Raw genomic sequence first — 22885 nt, forward strand, 5'->3', positions numbered from 1 at the left:
GGGGTTAAACCGGCGGGCGCGAGAAACTCACTTGCAGTTGCAGGTGATCCGGATCGTCGATCGCCCGCAGGTACTCCTCCACGCTGACCTCGCCGGCACTGGACCGGGCCCCCGGGGCCGGCACATGGCCGGCGAGCAGCTTGTGCACCACCGCCACCGCCGCGCAGCTGGGAATCTCCGGCCCGTGGTCATGGGTTGCGGTGAGCTGCACGCTCATCGACAGTGGCTGGCCGTCCTGGCCCAGGCCGTGCACGTCGATGTACAGGGCACTGAGCCCATCTCCGAAACCTTCGAACCAGGTGCCGCAGCGATGCAGGCGCGCCGCCCAGGGCGCCGGGTCGCGCACCAGGCCGAGCTTCACCGCCTGGGCCAGCAGCGCATTGGCCAGCCCAGCGATCATCAGCCCGGCGCCGGCCTGGAAGCTCAGGGTGTGGGCACCGTAGCGCTCGGCGAACAGATCCAGGTCCGGCACATCGACATTGGCCACCAGCCGCGTGCCCAGCCTGGGCAGCTTGCGCAGGGTCAGGCCCTGCCAGCCGATCACCGGATGCGGCCGGCCGTCCTTGAGTTGCAGGATGGGTTTGCCGGCATAGGCCAGCACGCCCAGGATGGTGGACAGGCCGGGCATCTTCGCCGAGGAGGAAATGCCGTGCTCGATGCGCTCGATGCGGGAAAAACGCTCACGGTGTTCATCGATCATCGCCGCCGACAGGGTCGGCACCGAGCTGCAGCCGCTGAGCAGCGTCACCCCGGCGGCCCGGGCGGCCTCATCCAGCGTGCCAATGCCGCGCACGAACTGGCGACAGTCGGCCAGGTCGCAGTAGTTGACCCCGGCCTCGATGCAGCCCCGGGCCACCGCGTAGGACTGGCCCTGGAACGGCCCGCCGGTATGGATCACCCAGTGCACCTTAAGGGCCTTGAGCGCCGGCGCCCATTGCGGCCCCATGGCATCGCCGCACCAGCCTTCGCAGGGCTGCCCGCCTTCAGCGTGCAAGGCCTGAACCTTGGCCGCGAGCTTGTGCGGGTCGCGCCCCGAAATCAGCAGATGCACCCCAGGGGTATGGATCAGATAGCGGCAGACGATGCTGCCGAAATTGCCATAACCACCCACCACCAACACCCTGAGCGCCATTGCCTGCATCCTTGAACTAAGCCGTTGCGCAGCGTGAACGCTGCCATTCGAGGCGCGGCAGCTTGGTGGATTTGCCAGCGCTCGACAAGCCCCCGCCAACCTTCGACATGCCCCCGAAACGCCCCTGGCAAGTGCTTGTAATATTCAGTTAGAAAAAAAATGCCAATGCCGGTCCGGCATAATGCTATGCAAAATCCTCATCATCTACGGCCCTGGAGCGTGATAGCCTCGTCCTGCTATGTCGGCCTCGCATAATAAACCCGTCGGTTCGCGCAACCGAACGGGATAAAGACGCCTTGCTACCCACCTTGTTTCATCTTCATCTGCCCAACTAACGTTTCGCTGTGAGCCGCTCTTTCCCCGGCTCGCCAAGGGAACTGATTGCAAAATTTGACTCGACCTCAAGGTCGATCTCTCGATCCTATCTCGGAGCTGTTATGTCCAGGCTTTCCCATCAAGATTTGCGCCGCGGTTTCCGTGAACTGATCGCTTCCAACTCCTGCTACCACACCGCTTCCGTATTCGACCCGATGTCCGCCCGTATCGCCGCCGACCTGGGTTTCGAAGTGGGCATCCTCGGCGGCTCCGTGGCCTCGCTGCAAGTGCTGGCAGCCCCCGACTTCGCCCTGATCACCCTCAGCGAATTCGCCGAACAGGCCACCCGCATCGGCCGCGTGGCCCAGTTGCCGGTGATCGCCGATGCCGACCATGGCTACGGCAACGCCCTCAACGTGATGCGCACCGTGGTTGAACTGGAGCGCGCCGGCATCGCCGCGCTGACCATCGAAGACACCCTGCTGCCCGCGCAATTCGGGCGTAAATCCACCGACCTGATTAGCGTTGCCGAAGGCGTCGGCAAGATCCGCGCCGCCCTGGAAGCCCGGGTTGATCCGGAACTGGCGATCATCGCCCGGACCAACGCCGGGATTCTCCCGGTGCAGGAAATCATCAGCCGCACCCAGCAGTACCAGCGTGCCGGCGCCGACGCCATCTGCATGGTGGGCATCCGTGACTTCGAACAGCTGGAGCAGATCTCCGAGCACCTGACTGTGCCGCTGATGCTGGTGACCTACGGCAACCCGGCACTGCGCGACGACGCACGCCTGGCAGAACTGGGGGTGAAAATCGTGGTGGACGGCCACGCCGCCTACTTCGCCGCGATCAAGGCCACCTACGACTGCCTGCGCGAGCAGCGGCAGATCTTCACCCAGGCGTCGGACCTGAGCGCCACCGAGCTGGCCCACACCTACACCCAGCCCGAGGAGTACATCGTCTGGGCCAAGGAGTTCATGAGCGTCAAGGAGTAACACCGGCGATTGGCCGGGGTGAGGCGCCACGCCTCAACCCTGGGCCGATTTCAGCGCGCCTTCCACGCAGTCGAGGATCTGCCCGATGGTCCAGGGCTTGCGGATGAAGGACACCGGATAACGCACCCCGGAACTCTCGGGGGTCTCGAACCCCGACATGACCACGATCGGCAACTGCGGCCAGCGCTCGCCGCACAAATTGCTCAGGCTCGCGCCATTGAGGGTGCCGGGCATGGTGATATCGGTCAGCAGCAGGGCCACGTCCACGGCCTGTTCCTGCAGGAATTCCCAGGCCCGATCCGCGCTGTCCATCGCCTGGGTGGCAAACCCTTCGTCCTGCAGGATCTCGCAGAGAAACTCCAGCACCGTCGGCTCATCCTCCACCACCAGGATCAAACGGGATTGGGCGCCGGGATTGACTGGCGTGGCTGGGTTCATGAGGGTGACACTCCCTGACGGATTGAGGCGGCTACACACAGGACCGCTGACAAGAGTTATGAGCGGCGCCTTGACGATAAATTCATTTACGCTGCAAGGCCGGCGCGTTTTTAGTACCGGTCCGATCCGCACGCGGAAGCGGGCGCCCCGTTCTTTCACCCACGGCAGGAACATCTTCAACCATGCAGTTCGATCCCAAGCGCCTGGCCCAGGCCCGGCATGTGGTGGTATTCAGCGGTGCCGGGGTCTCGGCGGAAAGCGGCATCCCGACCTTTCGTGACGCCCTGACCGGCCTGTGGGAACACTTCGATCCGGCGCGCCTGGCCACCGTGCAAGCCTTTCGCGAAGACCCGGCGCTGGTCTGGGGCTGGTATGAATGGCGACGCCAGAAAGTGCTCCAGGCCCAGCCCAATCCAGCCCATCTGGCCCTGGCCGAACTGGCCCGGCGGGTGCCGCGCCTGACCCTGATCACCCAGAACGTCGACGACCTGCACGAACGCGCCGGCAGCCCCTCGGTGCTGCACTTGCACGGCAGCCTGCACACCCCCAAGTGCTTTGCCTGCAACCGCCCGTTCAAGGGCCAACTGCCCTTGCCGGACTTGCCGGAACAGGGCACCAGCCTGGAGCCGCCGCGCTGCACCGGTTGCAACGGCAAGATCCGCCCCGGGGTGGTGTGGTTCGGCGAACCCCTGCCCCAGGCAACCCTCAAGGCCGCCTTCAACGCCGCCGAAGAATGCGACCTGCTGCTGTCGGTGGGCACCTCCGGGCTGGTCCAGCCGGCGGCGCGAATTCCCCAACTGGCGCTGCAGCACGGCGCCTGCGTGGTGCATATCAACCCCCAGCCCCAGGCTTGCACCGGCGTCGAGGAATACAGCCTGGAGGGCAAGGCCGGGCAGTTGCTGCCGGAACTATTGCGCCAGGCCTTTGCCTGATTCCCTGGCGGCTCCAGCCGGGCCGCCGCTTCTGTTCAAGGACGCTTTCACATGCCGCAATCCCCCGACTCTTCATGGCTCGAAGCCGCCTGGGCGCAACGTGAAGAACAGATCTACCCGGCGCTGTTCGGCGCACTGGGCCCGGGCATCTATCCCCTGGACATGGCGCTGTTCAGCCAGGTCTTTGGCCAGCACGACGTCGATCCGCGCTGGCTCACCCACGGGGTCTTCGAATCACCGCCCAATGCCAGGCGCAGCAGTTGGCTATACGTCACTTCGGGCCTGTCCAATGCCTGGGAAGATGCCCGGCCCGATGCCGATGGCGAATCCGGCATGGGCCACGAACTGCTGCTGGAAACCCGCGAACAGTCACCCTGGGCCCTGCGCCTGTTACGCAATTTCTGCGCCTACCAATTGCTGCTGGCCGCCGGCCGTTTTGGCGAGCAGCCGCCGTTGGGCGAATGGGACCGCATGCGTACCGGCGAGCCGATCAATGGCGGCGACAGCCTGTTGCAGGCACTGCTGTTCATCCCCGCGCCGGGTTTTGCCGGCCCCCGGCAACTGCTGAGCGGGCGCTTCGGATTTCTGCAGATCATCGGCCTGACCCTGGCCGAACACGCCTGGGGCCAGGCCGAGGGCTACCCGGCCCTGATGGAGCGCCTGGCCCTGGCCGGGGCAGCGCCGGTGCTGGACCCGACCCGAGCCAGCCTGTGCTGAAGGCCGGTGAAAAATCCGCCACGACCAGGGCGGATCGTCATTTTTCCCGCCACGCCAGGCCCGCATGAGGTAGATTCAAGCAGCGAACAATCTCGCGACGACGTTTGCTTTCTTGCCCTGCCGCTGGAAACCAAGCCCCGTACCGGTGGCTCTGTTCACTGCCCCGCTATTTTTTCGCCACTGGCCGCGCATGGTGCGGTGGCGACGCTTTCAGGAAATGGATGAATGCCGCAAAGACAAGTGATCAATGCTTCGGTGAGCCCGAAAGGCAGCCTGGAGACCCTCTCGCAACGTGAAGTGCAACAGCTCAGCGCCGCCGGTTCCGGCAGCATCTATACCCTGTTCCGCCAGTGCGCCCTGGCCATCCTCAATACTGGCGCCCACGTCGACAACGCCAAGACCATCCTCGACGCCTACCACGATTTCGAAGTGCGCATTCACCAGCAGGATCGCGGCGTACGCCTGGAACTGCTGAACGCGCCGGCCGATGCCTTCGTTGATGGCGAGATGATCGCCAGCACCCGGGAAATGCTCTTCAGCGCCCTGCGCGACATCGTCTACACCGAGAACGAACTGGACAGCCAGCGCATTGACCTGGACAGCTCCCAGGGCATCACCGACTACGTCTTCCACCTGCTGCGCAACGCCCGCACCCTGCGCCCCGGCGTGGAGCCCAAGATGGTGGTGTGCTGGGGCGGCCACTCGATCAATACCGAGGAATACAAATACACCAAGAAGGTCGGCCACGAGCTGGGCCTGCGCAAGCTGGACATCTGCACCGGCTGCGGCCCGGGCGTGATGAAGGGCCCGATGAAGGGCGCCACCATCGCCCACGCCAAACAGCGCATGAGCGGCGGCCGCTACCTGGGCCTGACCGAGCCGGGGATCATCGCCGCCGAGGCGCCGAACCCCATCGTCAACGAGCTGGTGATCCTGCCGGACATCGAGAAGCGCCTGGAAGCCTTCGTCCGCGTCGGCCACGGCATCATCATCTTCCCCGGCGGCGCCGGCACCGCGGAGGAGTTCCTCTACCTGCTGGGCATCCTGATGCACCCGGACAACCGCGACCTGCCCTTCCCGGTGATCCTCACCGGCCCCAAGAGCGCGGCGCCCTACCTGGAGCAGCTCAACGCCTTCGTCCTGGCAACCCTGGGCGAAGCGGCGCGCCAGCACTACCAGATCATCATCGACAACCCGCCGGAAGTGGCGCGGCAGATGACCGAGGGGCTCAAGACCGTCAAGCAGTTCCGCCGCGAACGCAACGACGCCTTCCACTTCAACTGGCTGCTGAAGATCGACGAGAGCCTGCAACGTCCCTTCGATCCGACCCACGAGAACATGGCCAACCTGCAACTGAGCCATGCCCTGGCGCCCCACGAACTGGCGGCCAACCTGCGTCGTGCGTTCTCCGGCATCGTCGCCGGCAACGTCAAGGACCAGGGCATTCGCCTGATCGAGCAGAAAGGCCCGTACAGCATCCACGGCGACCCGGCGATCATGCAGCCCCTGGACCAGCTGCTCAAAGCCTTCGTCGAGCAGCACCGCATGAAGCTGCCCGGCGGCGCCGCCTACGTACCGTGCTACCGCGTGGTCAACTGAGCCCTGCCCTGCCGCCTTGAACAACGCCGCGTTCCCTGCCTGGGAACGCGGCGTTTTTTTTGCCCGGCATCCACCCGCAGCGCAAGCGCCTCTGTGCAGCGGCCTTGCGTCCTTGAGCAGCACAAAGAGGCCTGCTGGCCACTCTGACTTTCCCACCTGAGCGACATCGCCTTCCTGCCCTTCCGCCAGCCCCTCCAGAAGGTGCCCCCGTAGCTAAAAGCGCCTTCTGCTCCCCTGCGCCAATGAGCCTGCCTGGTCCTCCTGGCGGTTTGACAGCTTCCCAGGCAGTGTGGAATAGTTTTTCAACTTAATGGAACTCAATTCCATTTTTTATCATAGTTCAAAAAAGGCCCTGTCATTGTGAGCGACGTTCCCGCTGCAACCCTCCCGCCCCTGGATTGTGATTTGTTGGTGATCGGCTCCGGCGCCGCCGGCCTGGCCTGTGCGGTGACCGCCGCGTGGCATGGCTTGAAGGTGATAGTTGTGGAAAAGGATTCCACTTTTGGCGGTGCCAGCGCCTGGTCCGGCGGCTGGATGTGGGTGCCGGGCAATCCCCTGGCACGCCGCGCCGGCATCCATGAAAACCCGCAGCAACCGCGCACCTACCTCAAGCATGAGCTGGGGGAGCGCTACGATGCCGCACGCATCGACGCCTTTCTGGATAACGGGCCGCAGATGGTGGCCTTCTTCGAACAACACACGGCCCTGCAATTCGTCGACGGCAATGGCATCCCGGATATCCACGGCCAGGTGCCCGGGGCCGGGATCGAGGGCCATCAGGTGATCGCCGCGCCGTATGACGCCCGGGCCATCGGCCCACTGCTCAAACGGCTGCGCAAGACCCTGCGGGAAACCTCGTTCCTGGGCATGCCGATCATGGCCGGGGCCGACCTGGGGGCCTTTCTCAGCATGACCCGTTCCTTCAGGTCGCTGCTGCATGTGGCCGGGCGCTTTGCCCGCCACCTGCGGGACCTGGCGCTACACGGCCGGGCCATGCACCTGGTCAACGGCGTGGCGCTGATCGGCCGGCTGGGCAAGTCCGCCGAGGACCTGGGGGTCAACCTGCTGGAGTCCACCCCGGCCCGCTCGCTGCTGCGCGATAGCCAGGGCGTGCAGGGCGCCCTGGTGGACACGCCTGAGGGGCCGCGGGAAATCCGCGCCCGGCGTGGAGTGCTGCTGGCCGCCGGCGGCTTCGCCAATGACCTGCCCCGGCGCCAGGCGTTGTTTCCCCGCGCCCCGGGGCCGGACGAGCACCTGGCCCTGCCGCCGCGCAGTTGCTGCGGCGACGGCCTCCGCCTCGGCGAACAGGCCGGTGCCGTGCTGGCCACGGACCTTGCCAGCCCGGTAGCTTGGGCCCCCGTCTCTCGGGTGCGACATGCCGACGGCAGCATCGGCCACTTTCCCCACATCATCGACCGGGCCAAACCCGGGCTGATCGGCGTGCTGGCCAACGGCAAGCGTTTCGTCAACGAGGCGGACGGCTACTACGACTACACCGCGGCCATGCTGGAGGCGGTTCCCGCGGGCGAGGAAGTGGCGTCCTGGCTGATCTGCGACCACCGCTTCCAGCGCCGTTACGGCCTGGGTTATGCCCGGCCCTTCCCCCTGCCGGTGGGGCCGCTGGTGCGCAGCGGCTACCTGGTACGGGCCGACTCCATCCAGGCCCTGGCCAGCCAGTGCGGCATCGACCCCCAGGGCCTTGCGGCCACGGTGCAGGCATTCAACCAGCATGCCCGCAACGGCCAGGACCCCGAGTTCGGCCGCGGCTCGACGCCCTACAATCGCAAGCAGGGCGACGCCCTGTATCCCGGGCCCAACCCCTGCGTGGCGCCCATCGAACAGGGGCCTTTCTACGCGGTGAAAGTGCTGCCCGGCAGCTTCGGCACCTTTGCCGGGCTCAAGACCAACGCCCAGGCCCAGGTGCTGGATTCGCACGGCACGGCGATCCCCGGGCTGTATGCCGCAGGCACCGACATGGCCAGCGTGATGGGCGGCTTTTATCCCTCCGGCGGTATCAACCTGGGGCCGGCCATGACCTTCGGCTACATCGCCGGGCGCCATGCGGCCGGGGTCAGTGACTACGAAGTGCCGCTGGATCCTGGTGCCGAGGCCACCCGGGGCTGAGCCGCCAGGACGGGCTCAGGGGCCCCGGCCATCGCCGGCGTCCTCATTGACCAGCGGCGCCTGCAACTGGCGTTCGAGCTGCTGGCCGAGGTAATACACCCCGGCCATGACCCCATGCTCGGGGTCATGCAACTGCCTGGCCCAGGCCTGATCGAAGGCCGCGCCCAGGTCCCGTCGGGTCTGGGCCTGCAGGTCTTCCCGGTCATGGTCCTGGACCAGCGCCCGGACCCCGGCCACTCCCACCGAAATCAGCGCGCCGGCCACCCGCCCCACCGCCGCCGCCACCGCACCGGCCACACTGCGGCTGGCGAACTGGGCCTGGAGCTTGTCACTGGTCACCTGCGCCACCTGGGACACCCCCGGGGCCGGCGCTCCCTGTTCGCCGGTCGGGGTGCCATGGATCTGCTGCAGCAAGGGCCCATAGGCGGGCAAGCGGGCAATGGGCTCGGCCCGTATCAACTGGTTCAAGGAGGCGCGCTGCTCGGGGGCCGGCCCCAGGTCGATGGCCAGCACCTGGTCCAGATGGAGTTCCAGTTGCGGTGCCGGCAGTGGGTAACGGCTGCGGATCTGCGCCAGCTGCTGGCGCAGCAACTGCACATAGAACTCCATGGCCTCGCCGGTGATCGCATCGGCATCGACTTCCAGCGCCACCGGTGCCAGCACCCGTTCCTGGTACTGCTCCTGCAAGTAGGCCGCCAGGCGCCGGGAAGCTTGCCCGGCGTCGCCTTTATCGTTCAGGGAATACCAGCCGACCTTGAGCGACAGCCATTCCTGGGTCCAGTAGCCGCTGAACCAGGGAATGAAGTTTTCCTCGGTCTGCTGGTAGACCCGGGTCCGCCAGTGCTCCATGGAGCCCTGGGCATAGACCTCGGCCTGTTCAGTGGCGCTGCGGGAGGCTTCCAGCAGTTCATGGTTGACCTGGCGCCAGGTGGCCGGGCTGACCGGCATCGCGGCCACCGGCTCGGGGACCCGATGGGCGCAGCCGGCGAGCACCAGCATCAGCACCAGGACCCCGTGGCGGCAGCAGAGCATCGTTGGCCGCAAGGCATGTACCTCCCGCAAAGGCCGCGCCAGGCTCGACAGGTCGCCCTGGCGTTCCAGCAGTATAGGTAGCGCAAAGGCGGGCCCGATCGATTGCGAGCCGGGCTTTTTTCCTGCACCACGAAGAAACACTGCCACCGCCTACCGGCCCTCGGTATATTGCGCCCCGGCGCCTGCGCCACGGATCTGCCCCCTACAAGGAACCCCCATGCTCTACCGTATTGCCGCCGACAGCCTGGTGCTGTTTCACCTATCCTTTATCGTCTTCGTGCTGCTGGGCGGCCTGCTGGTGCTGCGCCACCCGCGGCTGATGCTGCTGCACCTGCCCGCCGCGGCCTGGGGCGTGGCAGTGGAAGTGCTGCACCTGGAGTGCCCGCTGACCCGCTGGGAAAACCTGCTGCGCCACGCCGCCGGCCAGGACGGCTACGGCGCCGGCTTCATCGAGCATTACCTGATCCCGCTGATCTACCCCGCCGGGCTGACCCCGGGCATTCAGCTGTGGCTGGGCAGCCTGGTGCTGCTGATCAACCTCTGGGTCTACGGCTACCTGGCCCGACGCTGGCTGCGCAAGCGCCGCGCCTGAGCCTGCCGCCAGCCGGAACGGCGCACCGTTCCGGCCTTGCCTCCTCTGTTCGCCCCTCTATGAAACAGCCGAGACAGCAGCGCCGACGCCTGAGGCAGGTGTTTCGCTATATACTTTTGTATATTGCGATTTCACACCCCCCGAGATTTGCCAATGCACTGCCCCTCATCCACCCCGTTTTGCCTGCCCTCGCAGGCGCTTGAGGCCGACTCGGCAGCGCCCCGGGTGCCAGCGCCAGCCCGCCAGGAACGCCGCTCGCGCCTGCGGCATCGGCAACTGATCCTCGATGCCGCCCGCAACGAGTTCGCCGCCAAGGGCTTCAGTGCCTGCCAGACCCTGGATATCGCGCTGCGCGCCGGGGTGCCCAAGGCCAACCTGTACTACTACTTCCACACCAAGGAAAACCTCTACGCCGAAGTCCTGCAGCCCCTGCTGGAACCCTTGCACCAGGCGTCGCGGCTGCTGCACCCGGAGGCCGATCCGGCGCAGGCGTTGCAGGCCTACATCGAGGCGCGGATGCAGATCGTCGAGGATTTCCCCCTGCGTTCGAAGATTCTCTGCAGCGAGTTGCTGCACGGCGCGCAGCAGTTGCCAGAGGCCTGGCGTGAAAGCCTGGAGGCGCAGAACCGCAGTGAAATCGCTTGCCTGCGCAATTGGGCCGAACGTGGCCTGATCCGCGCCATTGCCCCGGAGCACCTGCTGCTGTTCATAGGAGCGGCGACCCAGACCTACCCCACCCTGGGCTGGCAGATCGCCCTGATGAGCGGCGTAGCCCAGCCCTCCAGCAGGGACTTCCAGAGCGTCGCGGCCACCCTGACCCGCATGGTGCTGGCCGGGGCACTGCCGGCGCTGGCGAGCGCCCAGGGGCTGCCGGCCCGGGCCCTGGCGATCTAACCCGGTTCGAGTTCGCCCACGCGTTCGCAAGCCAGGGTCAGGGCCTGCCAGGTCGGCTCGTCAGCGGGAATCAGGTGTTCGATGCGCAGCGACGCCACGGTAATGTCCTGGGGCATGCCGAAGGTGGTGAAGGTGGACAGAAAACGCAGCTCGCCCCCGGGCCCGCGCACCCGGGTCAGCAGCAACGGCTCGGCCGGGCTCGGGGTCGCCGGCGACTCTCCGGGGAAGGGCAGGCCGGCCAGCAGCGCCGCCAAGCCGGGATCGCCCATGGCCTCCCGGGAGGCCCGCTGCCAGGCCACCTGGCGCACCTCCTCGGCATTGATCAGGCAGTCACCGAAACCACCGGGCTCCAGCAGGGCCGTCAACAGGTTGAAGCCCTGTTCCATGGCGTGTTGCGACAACCCCAGCAGTTGGAACAGCGCCGCGGTAGCCTGATTGGCCGCCAGCACTTGCCAGCCACTGTCGATGACGATCGCTGGCGCCGGGTTGTTGGCCTTGAGCAGGTGCATCAGCGCTGCGCGCACCGGCGCCAGGCCGGGGTCGGCCAGGGGCAAGGCGGCGTAGCGCGGCGCATAGCCCGCGGCGAGGAACACCCGGTTGCGCTGGGGCAAGGGGGTGTCCAGGGTGGTCAGCAGCGCATCCAGCAAGGCCGGGCTGGGCTGGGCGCGACCGGTCTCGACGCAGCTCAGGTGGCGCTGGGAAATCCCCGCCTGCAACGCCAGGTCCAACTGGCTCAAGCGCGCCTGGCGCCGTAACTGGCGCAACTGTGCGCCCACCGGCAAGGGCCCGGCGCGGGGAGCTTCAAGGGTGCAGGGCATGGCGGCGCGACCGCTGTCGGGCACAGGCATCCCGGCTCAGCCCACACGCTTGCAGAAGATCAGCTCGGGGTCCTGCTCGTCGAGGTTCTCGATCACCCCACTGGGCTGGAAACCGGCCTTGGCAATCAGGCCCCGGGCCGCCAGGTTCGACTGGTTGGTGGAGATGAACAGCCGGGGCGTGCGACAGGCCTGCTCGGCGGCGCCGAGCAAGCGCCGGGCCACGCCCTGGCGTTGCTGCCCCGGAGCCACCACCACCAGGGACACGAAGCCATGGTCGAAGAAGTCATGGTTCAGCAGCAGGTAGCCGACGACCCGGCCGGCCGCCACCTCCACCCAACCCTGGCCACGGCCCACCGCCACGCGTACGGCATCGCCCCGGCTGGCGTGGGCCTGGGCATAGGTGTCGCACTCGAGCATGGCCGGCACATCATCGGGCCCGGCCACGCGGATCACCCGGCCTGCGCCGGGAGCCTGCTGGTTGGAAGTCATCGCTGTTCAATCCTTGAAAGTGAAAGTCGCACCGCCCCAGCTGACAGCCTGAAGCGCCCCGCTGTCTATGACCTGGGGGGTCATTGAGTGACAACAGGCTTGCCACTTAGCCTGTTCGCTCCCGCTTGTTCAAGGATTTTCACCGTGAAAAACACACTCTGGCGACTCTGCATCGGGCTGTTCGCCGGCCATGAGCTGGATGCCGTGGCGCAGCGTGAATGGCGCCTGCTGTATGGCCTGCGCGACCTCGACCCCATGCTCGGGCAGCACCTGTTCATTGCCCTGCACGTCCCCCTGTGTGCCGGGCTGGTCCAGCTGTGCGGCCATCAGCGCCGTCGCGTGCGCGAGCTTGCCCGCCAGTGGCTGGCGGCGCTCGCCCTGGTGCATGCCGGGTTGCATCAACGCCTGCGCGACGACCCGCTGTACCTGTTCGACTCCCTGCTGTCGCAAAGCCTGATCTTTGGCTGTGGCGCAGCCGGCCTGCTGTATCTGCTGCTGGGCCTGGCCACCCGCAACCGCCGCGCCGTACACCCTGCCCATCCCTGATCGAGGACTGCGCCATGCGCCACCCTTACCCCGCCCTGCTGGCTCTACTGGGCTTCAGTGCCTACACCCTGTACTGCCTGTTCCAGGCCGAACAGTCGCTGCTGCAATTCGGCCTGCAACTGCTGTCGCGCCCGGACACCGCACAAGTGGTGATCGACCTGTACCTGATGGCGCTGCTGGCGGCTGCGTGGATGCTGGGAGACGCCCGCGCCCGTGGGCGCTCCTGGCGTTCGGTGCTGCCCTATCTGCTGCTGACGGCGGTCTTCGTCTCCATCGGGCCCTTGCTGTACCTGGTGGTTCGCGACCTGCGCCCGCCCCGGCAGCCACTGGCCGGCGGCGCTTGAGCGCGGGCTTCAGATCAGGCGCTGGATCTCCTTGTGGCGCCACACCAGCTTGAAGTAGCAGACCTGCAGCACCAGCATGGTCAGGTAGGCCACCGGGAACGCCATCCACACCCCTTGCAGGCCGAAATGCGCGTCCAGCACATAGGCCGCCGGCACCTGCACCCCGAGGATGCAGAAGATCGAGATCGCCACCGGCACCAGCACCGTGCCGCTGGCGCGCATGATGCCGCCGACCACCGCCTGGAAACCGAACACCAGGATGCTCCAGAGCATGATGTGCAGCAGGTGCTGGGCCTGCACCAGGGCTGCCGGGTCGATGATGAACAGGCCCAGCAGCCAGTGGGAAATCAGGTAGCCGAACAGCACCAGGGCGCCGGTGAGGCACAGGTTGATCGCAAGCCCGGTACGCAGGATCGGGGTGATGCGCTCCAGGCGCCCGGCGCCGATGGCCTGGGCGCCGAGGATCGAGGCGGTGATAGCGATCGACAGCGCCGGGAACTGCACGTAGTTGACGATCTGGGTCACCGCGCCATAGGCCGCCGTGGCCTGGGAACCGTGGCGGTTGACCAGGGCCAGGATCACCAGTTCGGAAAGCGAGATGACCACCATCTGCACCCCGGTGGGCAGGCCGATGCGCAGCACCTTGCCGAGTATCGCCCGGTTCAGCCGCAGCGCCGCGAACAGCGCCCGGTCCGGGGCCAGGGGGTGGTCGCGGCCACTCAGGCGCCAGACCAGAAACCCCATGGCCAGGATATTTCCCGCCAGCCCGGCGAAGGCCGCACTCTGGATACCCATGGGCGGCAGGCCCAGCCAGCCACGGATCAACGCCGGGGTCAGCAGCAGCCCCGCCAGGGTCGAGACCATCAAGGCCAGCAGGGGCGACAGGGTATCGCTGACACCCCGCAGCAACTGGGTGTAGAGCACGAACACCAGCAGCAGCGGCATGATCAGCATCATCACCCGGGCATAGCCCACTGCGTCGTCCAGTACATCCGCCGGTGTGCCCAGGCCCTGCAGGGCCGGGCGGGCGAACAGCATGCCCAGCACCGCCCCCAGCAGGCCGATCAAGGCCCCCAGCATCAGGGTACTGCCGGCCACCGACTTCACCGCATCCAGCTCCCGGGCACCCCAGGCCTGGCCGATCAGCACCGAGGCACCGGCCCCCAGGCCGATCACCAGGGCAATGAAGAAGAACACGATGGGGAACATCCCCGACACCGCCGCCAACGCCTGGGTGCCCAGCAACTGGCCAATGTAGATACCGTTGAGGGTGCCGGAAAACGACTGCAGGAAATTCGACAGCACCATGGGCAGCAGGAAGACCAGGTACACCTGCCAGAGGGGGCGCTGAGGGGAAATGGACATGAAACAGGCAACCTCGGATCAAGAGGACGAAGGGCCGCGAAGAAGCCCCGTGGCACGGGGCTCGCGTCGGACCTGAAACATGCAGCAACCCAGGCCGCGCACGGCGTTCCAACAGTGCGGCCCGGGGTTTATATCAGTGGTTGACGTCGACCACCACCCGCCCGCGAACCTTGCCTTCAAGCAACTCGTGGGCGACGGTCAGGGCCTCTTCCAGGCCCACTTCGCGGGTGATCCGCTGCAGGTGCTGCTGGTCCACCTCGGCGGCCAGGCGTTCCCAGGCATGCACCCGCTCGTGATAGGGACGGGTCACGCTGTTGATCCCCAAGAGGCTCACCCCACGCAGGATGAAGGGCGCCACCGAGGCCGGGAAATCCATGCCCTGGGCCAACCCGCAGGCGGCCACCAGGCCATCGGCGGCGGTGCCGGCACAGACGTTGGCCAGCGTATGGCTGCCCACCGAGTCGATGGCCGCCGCCCAGCGTTCCTTGGCCAGCGGACGCCCCGGCTGGGACAGCTCGGCGCGCTCGATGATGCGGCTGGCGCCCAGCGCCTTGAGGTAGTCGGCCTCCTCCGGACGCCCGGTGGCGGCGATCACCGAGTAGCCCAGGCGCGACAGCAGGCTAATGGCAAAACTGCCGACCCCGCCGCTGGCACCGGTGACCAGCACCTCGCCGTGTTCGGGGGTCAGGCCGCTGCGCTCCAGGGCGATCAGGCAGAGCATGGCGGTGTAGCCGGCGGTGCCGATGGCCATGGCCTGGCGCGCGCTGAAGGCTTCAGGCAGGTGGATCAGCCAGTCGCCCTGCAACCGGGCCTTCTGCGCCAGCCCGCCCCAGTGGCTCTCGCCCACGCCCCAGCCATTGAGCAGCACCTGTTCACCCGGGCGAAAGCGCGGATGGCTGCTGGCTTCGACGGTGCCTGCCAAGTCGATACCGGGGACCATGGGAAACTGCCGCACCACCGGGCTCTTGCCGGTGATTGCCAGGCCGTCCTTGTAGTTCAGGGTGCTGTAGGCCACCCGGACCGTGACATCGCCCTCAGGCAGTTGCGCCTCCTCCAGCTCGCGCAGATGGGCGCGATAACCTGCAGTGTCTTTGTCGATCACAATGGCCTTGAACATCATGGACTCCTGTTGGCAAGGGAGGCTGCAGCGCTGGCTGCAACGGCGTAGAGCGCGAACGCGCCATCCTACGCAAGCCTCCGCAAGGCGTCCATGAGCCTCCCCTCCCCACCCGCGACGCTCGAAACAGCCCACTGCCCACGCCGGCGTCGCGTATCGCAGTACAGCCCAGCGCGCCCGGCCTGCCGGAACCGGGGCGTGGAGTAGCCCGGGCGTGGCAGAACCTGGCCCCAGAGCGCTACCATGCGGCGGCATCTGCCCCCTGACCGAACGGATTTCCGACCTTGTCCCATCTCCTGGAAAAAGCCGCCGCGCGCGGCGACCTTGCTGCTCTCGAGCGCCTGCTGGATGCGGGTGCGGACCTTGAATGGCAGCACAAGGGCACCGGCCGCACGGCCTTGCTGGCCGCCACTATCGCCGGGCACCGGCCGGCCGTGGCGCTGCTGCTGGCGCACGGCGCGAATGTCCAGCAGCCGTGCAAGGCCCTGGGCTACAGCCCCCTGGCCTGGGCCGCCAGCCACGGCGACACTGCCCTGGCCGAGTTGCTGATCGCCCATGGCGCAGCGCTCGAGCAGGCCAGCCCCGAACTGCAACGCACCGCCCTGATGAACGCTGCCCAGGCTGGCCACGAGGCAATGGTGGCCTTGCTGCTCGAGGCCGGCGCCAACCCCTCGCCCGTGGATTTCCAGCAACGCAACGCCTGGTCCCTGGCCGAAGAAAATGGCCATGCCCAGGTCATGCAACAGCTGGAGCAGGCCGGTACCGGGGCACCGCCAGCACCTGCACCGGCCCCTTCCCTGCCCTGGCCGCCGCTGGTGCCTGGTACTGACAGCAGCGCAGATCCGGTCACCCAGGTGCGGGCCTATACCCTGGCTTTGTACTCTTGGGAACAGCGCGGCAACGCCCTGGGCCACGACGCGCTCGACGCCGCCTTCTGGGCCGAACCGCAACAGTTGCTCGAACGTTTTTGTACCCTGCGACCGCGGGCCTATCCGCGAGCCTCCTATGGTTACCCCACGACCCACGCCGAGGCCGACGAGCTACTGGGCTGCCAGTTGCTCAAGCCCGCCCAGGCCGAAGTGCTGGTGCGCGACCCGGCGTCCCGGGCCCTTTGCTACGAGCATCGCTTCGTGGTCAAGCGGGTTGCCGGCCAATGGCGCATCGACAGCGTCAAGCGCCGCCTGGCCGGCACCCAGAAATGGGCAAACGCCATTCTCTAGCGGGGGCAAGGGGCAAGAGCGAACGGGCGCAGCCTGCTCGACGTGCGGCACGGTTCGAGCTCGTCGCCCTTGGCGTGCAGTCGCCCGCCATCACCACCGCTGTCCAGATCCGCGTTGAAACACGTGCCGACAAGCCCCTGGCCCGACAGCAGGCGGCCGCCAGCCAGCAGCAATTGCTGGTTGGCGGGCGGGCTGCTGCCCGTGGTTAAATGCCGCCCCGAAAAAATGACCGGCCCCGCTGATGACCCCTCTCGCCCTCGCCACCCTCAACCAGCACCTGTTGACCGCCCTGGCCGCCGCGCCCGGCGAAACCCGGCGCCTGTTCCATGGCCGCGGCCGCTGCTGGCCGGGGCTGGAACAGCTGACCGTGGACTGGCTGCAGGGGGTAGTGCTGGTGTCCTTGTTCAAGGAACCCGAAGCCGGGCAACTCGAAGCCCTGCAGCAGTTGCTGGCGGACCTGGGCTCGACCCCGCAATGGGTGGCCAGCGGCGCCCGCAGCCTGATGCTGCAACACCGCTACCTGCCCGACAGCCGTGGCGAGTGGCTGCTGGGCGAGGCCATCGACAGTTGCACCATCACCGAGGAAGGCCTGCGCTACCAGGTGGACCTGGGCAGCAAGCAGAACAACGGGCTGTTCCTCGACATGCGCTACGGGCGCAACTGGGTGCGGGCCAATGCCCGGGGCAAGAATGTCCTGAACCTGTTTGCCTATACCTGCGGCTTCTCGGTGGCGGCGATTGCCGGCGGTGCCGAGCGGGTGGTCAACCTCGACATGTCCCGGGCGGCCTTGAGCCGCGGCCGCGACAACCACCGGCTCAACGGCCACGACACCAGCCGGGTGAGCTTCCTCGGCCATGACCTGTTCAAGTCCTGGAGCAAGGTCAAGCAGAGCGGGCCCTATGACCTGGTGATCATCGACCCGCCGTCGTTCCAGAAAGGCAGCTTTGTCCTCGGCAAGGACTATGCGCGGGTGCTGCGGCGCCTGCCGGAGTTGCTCACGGCCGATGGTTGCGTACTGGCGTGCATGAATGATCCGGCGTTTAGCGTGGATTTTCTTCTGGAGGGGATGGCCGAAGCGGCGCCGGGGTTGCGCTTTGAACAGCGGCTGGAGAACCCGCCGGAGTTTCCGGATGCGGATCCGCAGTGCGGGCTCAAGGCACTGGTATTTCGGCATGGGGCATAGGCCTTGATCCTGGCTGGATAGCCGTTGCTGCAGCAACGGGCATCCAGCCAGGCCCTTACAACTCCATCCGATACTCGATCACCCCCGGCTTGTGCGCCACCCAGTCATACAACCGTTGCGCCCGCTTGTTGCTCTCCTGGGTATGCCAGTACAAACGAGCGCACTGGTGTTGCCGGGCAAAGGCCTGCACCCACTCGATCAACAGTTTCCCCGCCCCGCTGCCGCGAATCGACGGGGCCACGTACAGGTCTTCCAGATAGCAGAAGTCGCCGACGGCCCAGGTCGAACGGTGCAACACCAGGTTGACGAAGCCGATGACTTCATCGCCCTGCACCGCCACCGCCGAATACATCGGTTCCCGCGAATCGAGGAAACGCTCGAACGTGCGGCGGCTGACCTCTTCGCTCAGCGTCACCTGATAGAAATCCTGATAGGCCAGCCACAGCGGCAGCCATTGCTGGTAATCCCCAGGCTGAATCGCCCGTACCGTCACCGCGGGTTGTTGATCGCTCATTGCGCGCTCCTCTTGATCATCCACACCGGGATCAGCCCCGGTTATTGAAGAGTGCGCAGGTTAGTGCGTGAGTGGCGGATTGTATCAGGCCAATTCTGCCATCTGTAACAGACCACTTTGCCCAAACCCTCACAGCCCGGGCTGCTGATGGGTCACGCAGTGAATGCCGCCGCCCCCTGCGGCGATAGCGTCGATATCCAGCTGGATCACCTGCCGCCCGGGATACAGGCTGGCGAGCAGGCTATGGGCCTTGGCGTCGGCCTGCCGGTCACCGAACTGCGGTGAGATCACCGCCCCATTGATCACGAAATAGTTGATGTAGCCGGCGGCGAACTCCGGGTTGCCCCGACTGAAGCGGTTCTGCCGGGGATTCATCGGCGGCGACAGGGTATGCACCTGCAGCTTGCGACCATCGGCGTCACTGGCGGCTCGCAGGATCTCCAGGTGCTCGAGGGTTACCGAGTGATCATAGGAGTCGGGATCGTTGTCGAGGTTGGCCACCACCACCCCCGGCCTGACGAAACGCGCATAGAAGTCGACATGGGCATCGGTGATGTCCCGGCCCTTGATCCCCGGTAGCCAGATGATCTTGCGCAGGCCGAGGCAAGCCTTGAGTTCCTCTTCGACCTCGGCCTGGCTCCAGCCCGGGTTGCGGTTGCCGTTGATCCAGCTGCTTTGGGTCATGATCCCGGTGCCGTGGCCGTCCACCTCGATGCCGCCGCCCTCGCCCACCAGTTCGCTGCGCAGATAACGGGCGCCTGCAGCGTCGGCCATCTGCCGCGCCAGCCGGGCGTCCCTGGCGTGGCGCTGTTTGTTGCCCCAGCCATTGAAGTTGAAGTCCACCGCGCCCAATCCGCCTTCCCCATCGACGACAAAGTTGGCACCGATGTCGCGCATCCAGATGTCGTCCAGTTCGGTGCTGACAAAAGTGATGTTGTGCGAGCCGCACAACTGCTCGGCCAGGCCGCGCTCCTCTGCCCGGCAGAACAGGGTCAGGGGTTGATAGGCGGCAATTGCCCGGGCGATCCGCCCCTGGGCCTGTTGCACGTCGCCGGTAAAGTCTTCCCAGATGGCCTCCTGGGCACCAAAGGCCATGAAGGCCCGCTGCTGCCGGTCGCCTTCATCGGGCAGGTACCAGTGGCCCTGCTCCCCGGCCCGGGCACTGCGCGGCCCCAGGCCGAGGGCCGGCATGGCGGCGACAGCGGCCAGCAACGAGGCCTGTTTGATCAGTTGACGTCGGGTGGGCATTGGACGGTTCTCTTGTCGAAGGTATTGCATGAAAAGGTTCGGGGGTGCGGCGCGGGCCCTCGCCGACACGCCGGCTCCTACCCGGGAGTGTAGGAGCCGGTTTGCCGGCGAACCGCATGGCGCCCGGTCAGTGGCGGGCAGCGGTGGCCGTCTTGAACTGGGTCCAGGTGCGCATTCGAGCCCGCATATCGGCCTGGGGAATGTCGCGGCCGGGAATCAAGCGTTCGAAGGTGGCGGCATCCGGGTAGATATCCGGGTTGTTGCCCATCTGCGGGTCGACACTTGGCCGCGCCCGGGCATTGGCCGTGGGGTAGCCAGTGAAGTTGCTGATGGCCGCCATGTTCTCTGGTCGGGTCACGAAGTTGATGAAGGCATAGGCATATTCCGGGTGCCGCGCATCCTTGGGGATCGCCATGGTGTCCATCCACACCGTGGTGCCTTCCCGGGGAATGCGGTACTGGAACTCGACCGCTTTGCCTGCGGCGTCGGCGGCGCGCTGGGCCTGGGTCATGTCGCCGCTGTAGCCCAGGGACAGGCACAGGTTGCCATTGACCAGGTCGGTCACCGGCTGCGACTGGAACTTGCGGATATAGGGCCGCAGCTTGCCCAGCAGCTCGCCGGCGGCCCGCAGATCCTCGGGCCGGGCACTGCGCGGGTCGCGCCCCAGGTAGTGGAGCGCCACCGCCAGCACCTCGTCCGGCGAGTCGATTAGGGAAATTCCGCAATCGGCGAAGCGCGCCGCCAGCTCCGGCTTGAACAACAGGTCCAGGCTGTTGACCGGGGCGTCGGGCAGGCGCTCGGCAATCTGCCGGGCGTTGTAGGTCAGGCCGATGGTGCCCCAGGTGTAGGGCACCGTGGCCTGGCGGGCCCCGGGGTACTGGGCGCGCAGCTTCTGCAGGCCGGGCTCGATGTCGTCCTGGCCGGTCAGCCGGGCCGGATCCAGGGTCTGCAGGCTGCCGGCGCGCATCAGGCGCTCGGCCACGGTGTCACCGGGAAAGATCAGGTCGTAGCCGCTGCCGCCGGTCATCAGCTTGGCTTCCAGCACTTCGCTGCCCTCCATCACGTCGTAGATCACCCTGATCCCGGTTTCGGCGGTGAAGCGCGCCAGGGTATCGGCGGCGAAGTAGTCGGCCCAGTTGTACAGGCGCAGGGTCTTGTCCTCGGGTTCGGCCTGGGCCTGGAGCACTACCAGGGTCAGGGCCAGCATGCCCGCGCAGCGGCGTTTCCAGCGTTTGCCTGTGGTCTGCATGTCATGCCTCCCGGGGGTTCCAGCGTGGGTGAAGGTGTTGGCCGTCCAGGCTCAGCAGCGGCCCGTACATCTCCGGGCGACGGTCGCGGAAGATGCCCCAGGTGCGACGCTCCTCGGCCATGGCGGCCAGGTCCAGGCGCTGCAGCAAGACCCCTGTGCTGTCACGATCGGCCTCGGCCAGCAGCCGGCCCTTGTGGTCGCAGATGAACGATGAGCCGTAGAAATCCATGTGCAACGCCGGGTCACCGGTAGCCACTTCACGGCCGACCCGGTTGGCCGCCACTACCGGCAGCAGGTTGGCCGCCGCGTGCCCGCGCATGGTCATCTGCCAGTGATCCCGGGAATCCAGCCCGGCGCTGCCCGGTTCGCTGCCGATGGCGGTGGGAAACAGCAAGACCTCGGCGCCTTGCAGCGCCAGGCAGCGGGCGGTCTCGGGGAACCACTGGTCCCAGCAGATGCCGATGCCCAGGCGGCCGAAAGCGCTGTCCCAGACCTTGAAACCGGTATCGCCGGGGCTGAAGTACTCCTTCTCCTGATAACCCACGGCGTTGGGAATGTGGGTCTTGCGGTACACCCCCAGCAAGCGGCCGTCGGCATCGGCGACGCTCAGGGAATTGAAATAGGCCGTACCGGCCCTTTCGAACCAGCTCAGGGGCAGCACCACACCCAGCTCCCGGGCCAGGGCGGCGAAACGCTGGAGCACCCGGCTCGCGGGGTACTCCTCGGCCAGGGCCAGGTGCCGGTGCTGCTGTTCGATGCAGAAGTACGGGGTGGCGAACAGCTCTTGCAGGAGGATCACCTGGGCGCCCCGGGCTGCCGCTTCGCGCACCAGCTGTTCGGCGCGCTCGAGGTTGCCCGGCAGGTCCCAGGTGCAGGGCATCTGGGTGGTCGCGACGGTCAATGGGTTCATGCCTGGGCCCTCGTTGGCCATTGGGGTTGCTGCTGGGTGATGCAATGCACGCCACCGCCGCCGTGGGCCAGATGGTTGATCCGCACCGGCACCACCTGCCGGTCGGGGAAGGCCCGGGCCAGCACCTGGGCCGCTTGCTGGTCGGCGGCGATGCCGTAGGCCGGCATGATCACCGCGCCATTGGCCAGGTAGAAGTTGGTGTAGGAGGCGCAGAACACCTCGGCCCGGTGGTCCACCGCGGCGCTGGCCTCGAACAGCTCGATCAGCTCGAAGGCGCGCCCGCGGGCATCCCGCGCCAGCTCCAGGGCACGACGGTTCTCGCGCACCACTTCGGCGTACACCGAGCCCCGGTCATGGGTGGCATCCACCAGCAGCACCCCGGGGCGGGCAAAGGCGCAGATCCCGTCGACATGGCCGTCGGTCATGTCCCCGGTCACGTGGTCCGGGTCCCCCGGCAGCCAGATGATCTTCTGCACACCCAGTAGGCGCTGGAAGATCGCCTCGACCTCGGCCTTGCCCAGGCCCGGATTGCGGTTGGGGTTGAGCAGCACCGATTCGGTGGTGATCAGGGTGCCTTCGCCGTCCACATGGATGGCCCCGCCTTCGTTGGCCAGGGGCGTGCCGAAGCAAGGCAGCCCCAGCTGGTCCAGCAGGCGCCGGGCCAGGCTGCGGTCCAGGCTGTGCTCGGACTTGCCGCCCCAGGCGTTGAAGCGCCAGCTGACCCCGGCCAGCCCCTGCTGCGGATGGCAGATGAAACTCGGGCCGGAATCCCGGCACCAGCTGTCGTCCACCGCCTGGGGGACCAGCTCGACATTGGCGCCACACAGGCGTCGGGCACTGTCCAGGGCAGAGGGGTCGACCACCAGTTTCACCGGTTCGAAACCGGCGATGGCATTGGCCACCCGGGCGAAGTCTGCCTGCACCTCGGCCAGGGTCACGCCCCATACCGATTCCCACACCCCCCGGTTGTGGGGCCAGACCATCCAGGTCGCCGCGTGGGGCGCCCACTCGGCGGGCATCCGCCAGCCACTGTCCTGCCTGTCATTGCCTTGCATGGGCCCTGCACCTCTCAAGTAAGGTTTTGTTATCAATCAACCAACAAGGTTGAAACACAG

23 protein-coding genes are annotated in these 22885 nt (G+C 66.8%); 11 read left to right on the forward strand and 12 right to left on the reverse strand.

Features of this window, described 5'->3' with window-relative positions:
* Positions 1-4: 4 nt before the first annotated feature.
* A complete protein-coding gene (locus tag ACUXVH_RS24850) occupies positions 5-1132 on the reverse strand; it encodes a saccharopine dehydrogenase family protein (protein ID WP_065363755.1) in 1128 nt (375 codons plus the stop codon).
* A 437-nt stretch (positions 1133-1569) separates the two neighbouring features.
* On the opposite strand from ACUXVH_RS24850, the gene ACUXVH_RS24855 reads away from it, so the two are divergent.
* Positions 1570-2439, forward strand: coding sequence for an isocitrate lyase/PEP mutase family protein (locus ACUXVH_RS24855; RefSeq protein ID WP_065363754.1), 870 nt, complete (start codon positions 1570-1572; stop codon positions 2437-2439).
* Between the two features lie 33 nt (positions 2440-2472).
* Here ACUXVH_RS24855 and ACUXVH_RS24860 read toward each other — a convergent pair whose 3' ends face one another.
* Entirely contained in the window at positions 2473-2877 is a 405-nt protein-coding gene (locus tag ACUXVH_RS24860) for a response regulator (RefSeq protein ID WP_041117522.1), read from the reverse strand.
* A gap of 182 nt (positions 2878-3059) precedes the next feature.
* Between ACUXVH_RS24860 and ACUXVH_RS24865 the strand changes: the two genes are divergently transcribed.
* The 4 genes from ACUXVH_RS24865 to ACUXVH_RS24880 all read left to right on the forward strand — a co-directional run bounded on the left by ACUXVH_RS24865 (position 3060) and on the right by ACUXVH_RS24880 (position 8249).
* Positions 3060-3809, forward strand: coding sequence for an SIR2 family NAD-dependent protein deacylase (locus ACUXVH_RS24865; protein WP_065363753.1), 750 nt, complete (start codon positions 3060-3062; stop codon positions 3807-3809).
* Between the two features lie 51 nt (positions 3810-3860).
* Positions 3861-4526, forward strand: a complete 666-nt coding sequence (locus ACUXVH_RS24870) for a suppressor of fused domain protein (RefSeq protein WP_065363752.1) — start codon at positions 3861-3863, stop codon at positions 4524-4526.
* A gap of 225 nt (positions 4527-4751) precedes the next feature.
* Positions 4752-6125 (forward strand): nucleotide 5'-monophosphate nucleosidase PpnN, encoded by a 1374-nt coding sequence (gene ppnN / locus ACUXVH_RS24875; RefSeq protein ID WP_011060748.1) that lies wholly within the window; start codon positions 4752-4754, stop codon positions 6123-6125.
* Between the two features lie 360 nt (positions 6126-6485).
* Positions 6486-8249, forward strand: coding sequence for an FAD-dependent oxidoreductase (locus tag ACUXVH_RS24880; RefSeq protein WP_445496166.1), 1764 nt, complete (start codon positions 6486-6488; stop codon positions 8247-8249).
* A gap of 15 nt (positions 8250-8264) precedes the next feature.
* On the opposite strand, the gene ACUXVH_RS24885 is transcribed toward ACUXVH_RS24880, so the two are convergent.
* Positions 8265-9293 (reverse strand): hypothetical protein, encoded by a 1029-nt coding sequence (locus ACUXVH_RS24885; protein ID WP_227454085.1) that lies wholly within the window; start codon positions 9291-9293, stop codon positions 8265-8267.
* A gap of 205 nt (positions 9294-9498) precedes the next feature.
* Between ACUXVH_RS24885 and ACUXVH_RS24890 the strand changes: the two genes are divergently transcribed.
* Both ACUXVH_RS24890 and ACUXVH_RS24895 read left to right on the forward strand, forming a co-directional pair.
* Positions 9499-9873, forward strand: a complete 375-nt coding sequence (locus ACUXVH_RS24890) for a DUF2784 domain-containing protein (protein ID WP_011060745.1) — start codon at positions 9499-9501, stop codon at positions 9871-9873.
* A 153-nt stretch (positions 9874-10026) separates the two neighbouring features.
* The gene (locus ACUXVH_RS24895; protein ID WP_170866306.1) at positions 10027-10767 is read left to right on the forward strand and encodes a TetR/AcrR family transcriptional regulator; all 741 of its coding nucleotides are present in this window, start codon (positions 10027-10029) and stop codon (positions 10765-10767) included.
* On the opposite strand, the gene ACUXVH_RS24900 is transcribed toward ACUXVH_RS24895, so the two are convergent.
* Both ACUXVH_RS24900 and ACUXVH_RS24905 read right to left on the reverse strand, forming a co-directional pair.
* Positions 10764-11585, reverse strand: coding sequence for a helix-turn-helix domain-containing protein (locus ACUXVH_RS24900; RefSeq protein WP_445496236.1), 822 nt, complete (start codon positions 11583-11585; stop codon positions 10764-10766). The genes ACUXVH_RS24895 and ACUXVH_RS24900 overlap by 4 nt on opposite strands.
* Positions 11586-11621: 36 nt before the next feature.
* Positions 11622-12074, reverse strand: a complete 453-nt coding sequence (locus tag ACUXVH_RS24905) for a GNAT family N-acetyltransferase (RefSeq protein WP_434987790.1) — start codon at positions 12072-12074, stop codon at positions 11622-11624.
* Positions 12075-12218: 144 nt separating this feature from the next.
* On the opposite strand from ACUXVH_RS24905, the gene ACUXVH_RS24910 reads away from it, so the two are divergent.
* Positions 12219-12620, forward strand: coding sequence for a DUF6713 family protein (locus tag ACUXVH_RS24910; protein ID WP_445496170.1), 402 nt, complete (start codon positions 12219-12221; stop codon positions 12618-12620).
* Between the two features lie 14 nt (positions 12621-12634).
* Positions 12635-12964: a DUF2834 domain-containing protein gene (locus ACUXVH_RS24915; protein WP_011060740.1), complete on the forward strand. Its 330-nt coding sequence runs from the start codon at positions 12635-12637 to the stop codon at positions 12962-12964.
* 9 nt (positions 12965-12973) lie between these two features.
* Here the strand turns inward: ACUXVH_RS24915 and ACUXVH_RS24920 are convergent, their stop codons facing one another.
* Both ACUXVH_RS24920 and acuI read right to left on the reverse strand, forming a co-directional pair.
* Complete coding sequence (locus tag ACUXVH_RS24920; protein ID WP_019094429.1) at positions 12974-14329, reverse strand: MATE family efflux transporter; 1356 nt, start codon at positions 14327-14329, stop codon at positions 12974-12976.
* 133 nt (positions 14330-14462) lie between these two features.
* Positions 14463-15446 (reverse strand): acrylyl-CoA reductase (NADPH), encoded by a 984-nt coding sequence (acuI, locus tag ACUXVH_RS24925; protein ID WP_011060738.1) that lies wholly within the window; start codon positions 15444-15446, stop codon positions 14463-14465.
* Between the two features lie 284 nt (positions 15447-15730).
* On the opposite strand from acuI, the gene ACUXVH_RS24930 reads away from it, so the two are divergent.
* Both ACUXVH_RS24930 and ACUXVH_RS24935 read left to right on the forward strand, forming a co-directional pair.
* Entirely contained in the window at positions 15731-16666 is a 936-nt protein-coding gene (locus ACUXVH_RS24930) for an ankyrin repeat domain-containing protein (protein WP_445496173.1), read from the forward strand.
* Positions 16667-16907: 241 nt separating this feature from the next.
* On the forward strand, positions 16908-17849 hold the full coding sequence (locus tag ACUXVH_RS24935; RefSeq protein WP_342403609.1) for a class I SAM-dependent methyltransferase: 942 nt from the start codon (positions 16908-16910) through the stop codon (positions 17847-17849).
* Between the two features lie 55 nt (positions 17850-17904).
* Here the strand turns inward: ACUXVH_RS24935 and ACUXVH_RS24940 are convergent, their stop codons facing one another.
* The 5 genes from ACUXVH_RS24940 to ACUXVH_RS24960 all read right to left on the reverse strand — a co-directional run bounded on the left by ACUXVH_RS24940 (position 17905) and on the right by ACUXVH_RS24960 (position 22825).
* A complete protein-coding gene (locus ACUXVH_RS24940; protein ID WP_011060736.1) occupies positions 17905-18363 on the reverse strand; it encodes a GNAT family N-acetyltransferase in 459 nt (152 codons plus the stop codon).
* A gap of 129 nt (positions 18364-18492) precedes the next feature.
* The gene (locus tag ACUXVH_RS24945) at positions 18493-19611 is read right to left on the reverse strand and encodes an agmatine deiminase family protein (protein WP_445496176.1); all 1119 of its coding nucleotides are present in this window, start codon (positions 19609-19611) and stop codon (positions 18493-18495) included.
* A 127-nt stretch (positions 19612-19738) separates the two neighbouring features.
* On the reverse strand, positions 19739-20818 hold the full coding sequence (locus ACUXVH_RS24950) for an extracellular solute-binding protein (RefSeq protein WP_065364711.1): 1080 nt from the start codon (positions 20816-20818) through the stop codon (positions 19739-19741).
* A gap of 43 nt (positions 20819-20861) precedes the next feature.
* The gene (gene aguB / locus ACUXVH_RS24955; RefSeq protein WP_065364710.1) at positions 20862-21770 is read right to left on the reverse strand and encodes an N-carbamoylputrescine amidase; all 909 of its coding nucleotides are present in this window, start codon (positions 21768-21770) and stop codon (positions 20862-20864) included.
* On the reverse strand, positions 21767-22825 hold the full coding sequence (locus tag ACUXVH_RS24960) for an agmatine deiminase family protein (RefSeq protein ID WP_065363741.1): 1059 nt from the start codon (positions 22823-22825) through the stop codon (positions 21767-21769). The genes aguB and ACUXVH_RS24960 overlap by 4 nt, the downstream gene beginning before the upstream one ends.
* Positions 22826-22885: the final 60 nt, after the last annotated feature.

This window comes from Pseudomonas sp. 8(2025) (assembly GCF_052665325.1).

Bases quoted from the DNA above. Each gene is read 5' to 3' on its own strand.
- ACUXVH_RS24850 (WP_065363755.1), bottom strand. From the start codon at position 1,132: ATGGCGCTCAGGGTGTTGGTGGTGGGTGGTTATGGCAATTTCGGCAGC.
- ACUXVH_RS24855 (WP_065363754.1), top strand. From the start codon at position 1,570: ATGTCCAGGCTTTCCCATCAAGATTTGCGCCGCGGTTTCCGTGAACTG.
- ACUXVH_RS24860 (WP_041117522.1), bottom strand. From the start codon at position 2,877: ATGAACCCAGCCACGCCAGTCAATCCCGGCGCCCAATCCCGTTTGATC.
- ACUXVH_RS24865 (WP_065363753.1), top strand. From the start codon at position 3,060: ATGCAGTTCGATCCCAAGCGCCTGGCCCAGGCCCGGCATGTGGTGGTA.
- ACUXVH_RS24870 (WP_065363752.1), top strand. From the start codon at position 3,861: ATGCCGCAATCCCCCGACTCTTCATGGCTCGAAGCCGCCTGGGCGCAA.
- ppnN (WP_011060748.1), top strand. From the start codon at position 4,752: ATGCCGCAAAGACAAGTGATCAATGCTTCGGTGAGCCCGAAAGGCAGC.
- ACUXVH_RS24890 (WP_011060745.1), top strand. From the start codon at position 9,499: ATGCTCTACCGTATTGCCGCCGACAGCCTGGTGCTGTTTCACCTATCC.
- ACUXVH_RS24895 (WP_170866306.1), top strand. From the start codon at position 10,027: ATGCACTGCCCCTCATCCACCCCGTTTTGCCTGCCCTCGCAGGCGCTT.
- ACUXVH_RS24900 (WP_445496236.1), bottom strand. From the start codon at position 11,585: ATGCCCTGCACCCTTGAAGCTCCCCGCGCCGGGCCCTTGCCGGTGGGC.
- ACUXVH_RS24905 (WP_434987790.1), bottom strand. From the start codon at position 12,074: ATGACTTCCAACCAGCAGGCTCCCGGCGCAGGCCGGGTGATCCGCGTG.
- ACUXVH_RS24915 (WP_011060740.1), top strand. From the start codon at position 12,635: ATGCGCCACCCTTACCCCGCCCTGCTGGCTCTACTGGGCTTCAGTGCC.
- ACUXVH_RS24920 (WP_019094429.1), bottom strand. From the start codon at position 14,329: ATGTCCATTTCCCCTCAGCGCCCCCTCTGGCAGGTGTACCTGGTCTTC.
- acuI (WP_011060738.1), bottom strand. From the start codon at position 15,446: ATGTTCAAGGCCATTGTGATCGACAAAGACACTGCAGGTTATCGCGCC.
- ACUXVH_RS24935 (WP_342403609.1), top strand. From the start codon at position 16,908: ATGACCCCTCTCGCCCTCGCCACCCTCAACCAGCACCTGTTGACCGCC.
- ACUXVH_RS24940 (WP_011060736.1), bottom strand. From the start codon at position 18,363: ATGAGCGATCAACAACCCGCGGTGACGGTACGGGCGATTCAGCCTGGG.
- ACUXVH_RS24945 (WP_445496176.1), bottom strand. From the start codon at position 19,611: ATGCCCACCCGACGTCAACTGATCAAACAGGCCTCGTTGCTGGCCGCT.
- ACUXVH_RS24950 (WP_065364711.1), bottom strand. From the start codon at position 20,818: ATGCTGGCCCTGACCCTGGTAGTGCTCCAGGCCCAGGCCGAACCCGAG.
- aguB (WP_065364710.1), bottom strand. From the start codon at position 21,770: ATGAACCCATTGACCGTCGCGACCACCCAGATGCCCTGCACCTGGGAC.
- ACUXVH_RS24960 (WP_065363741.1), bottom strand. From the start codon at position 22,825: ATGCAAGGCAATGACAGGCAGGACAGTGGCTGGCGGATGCCCGCCGAG.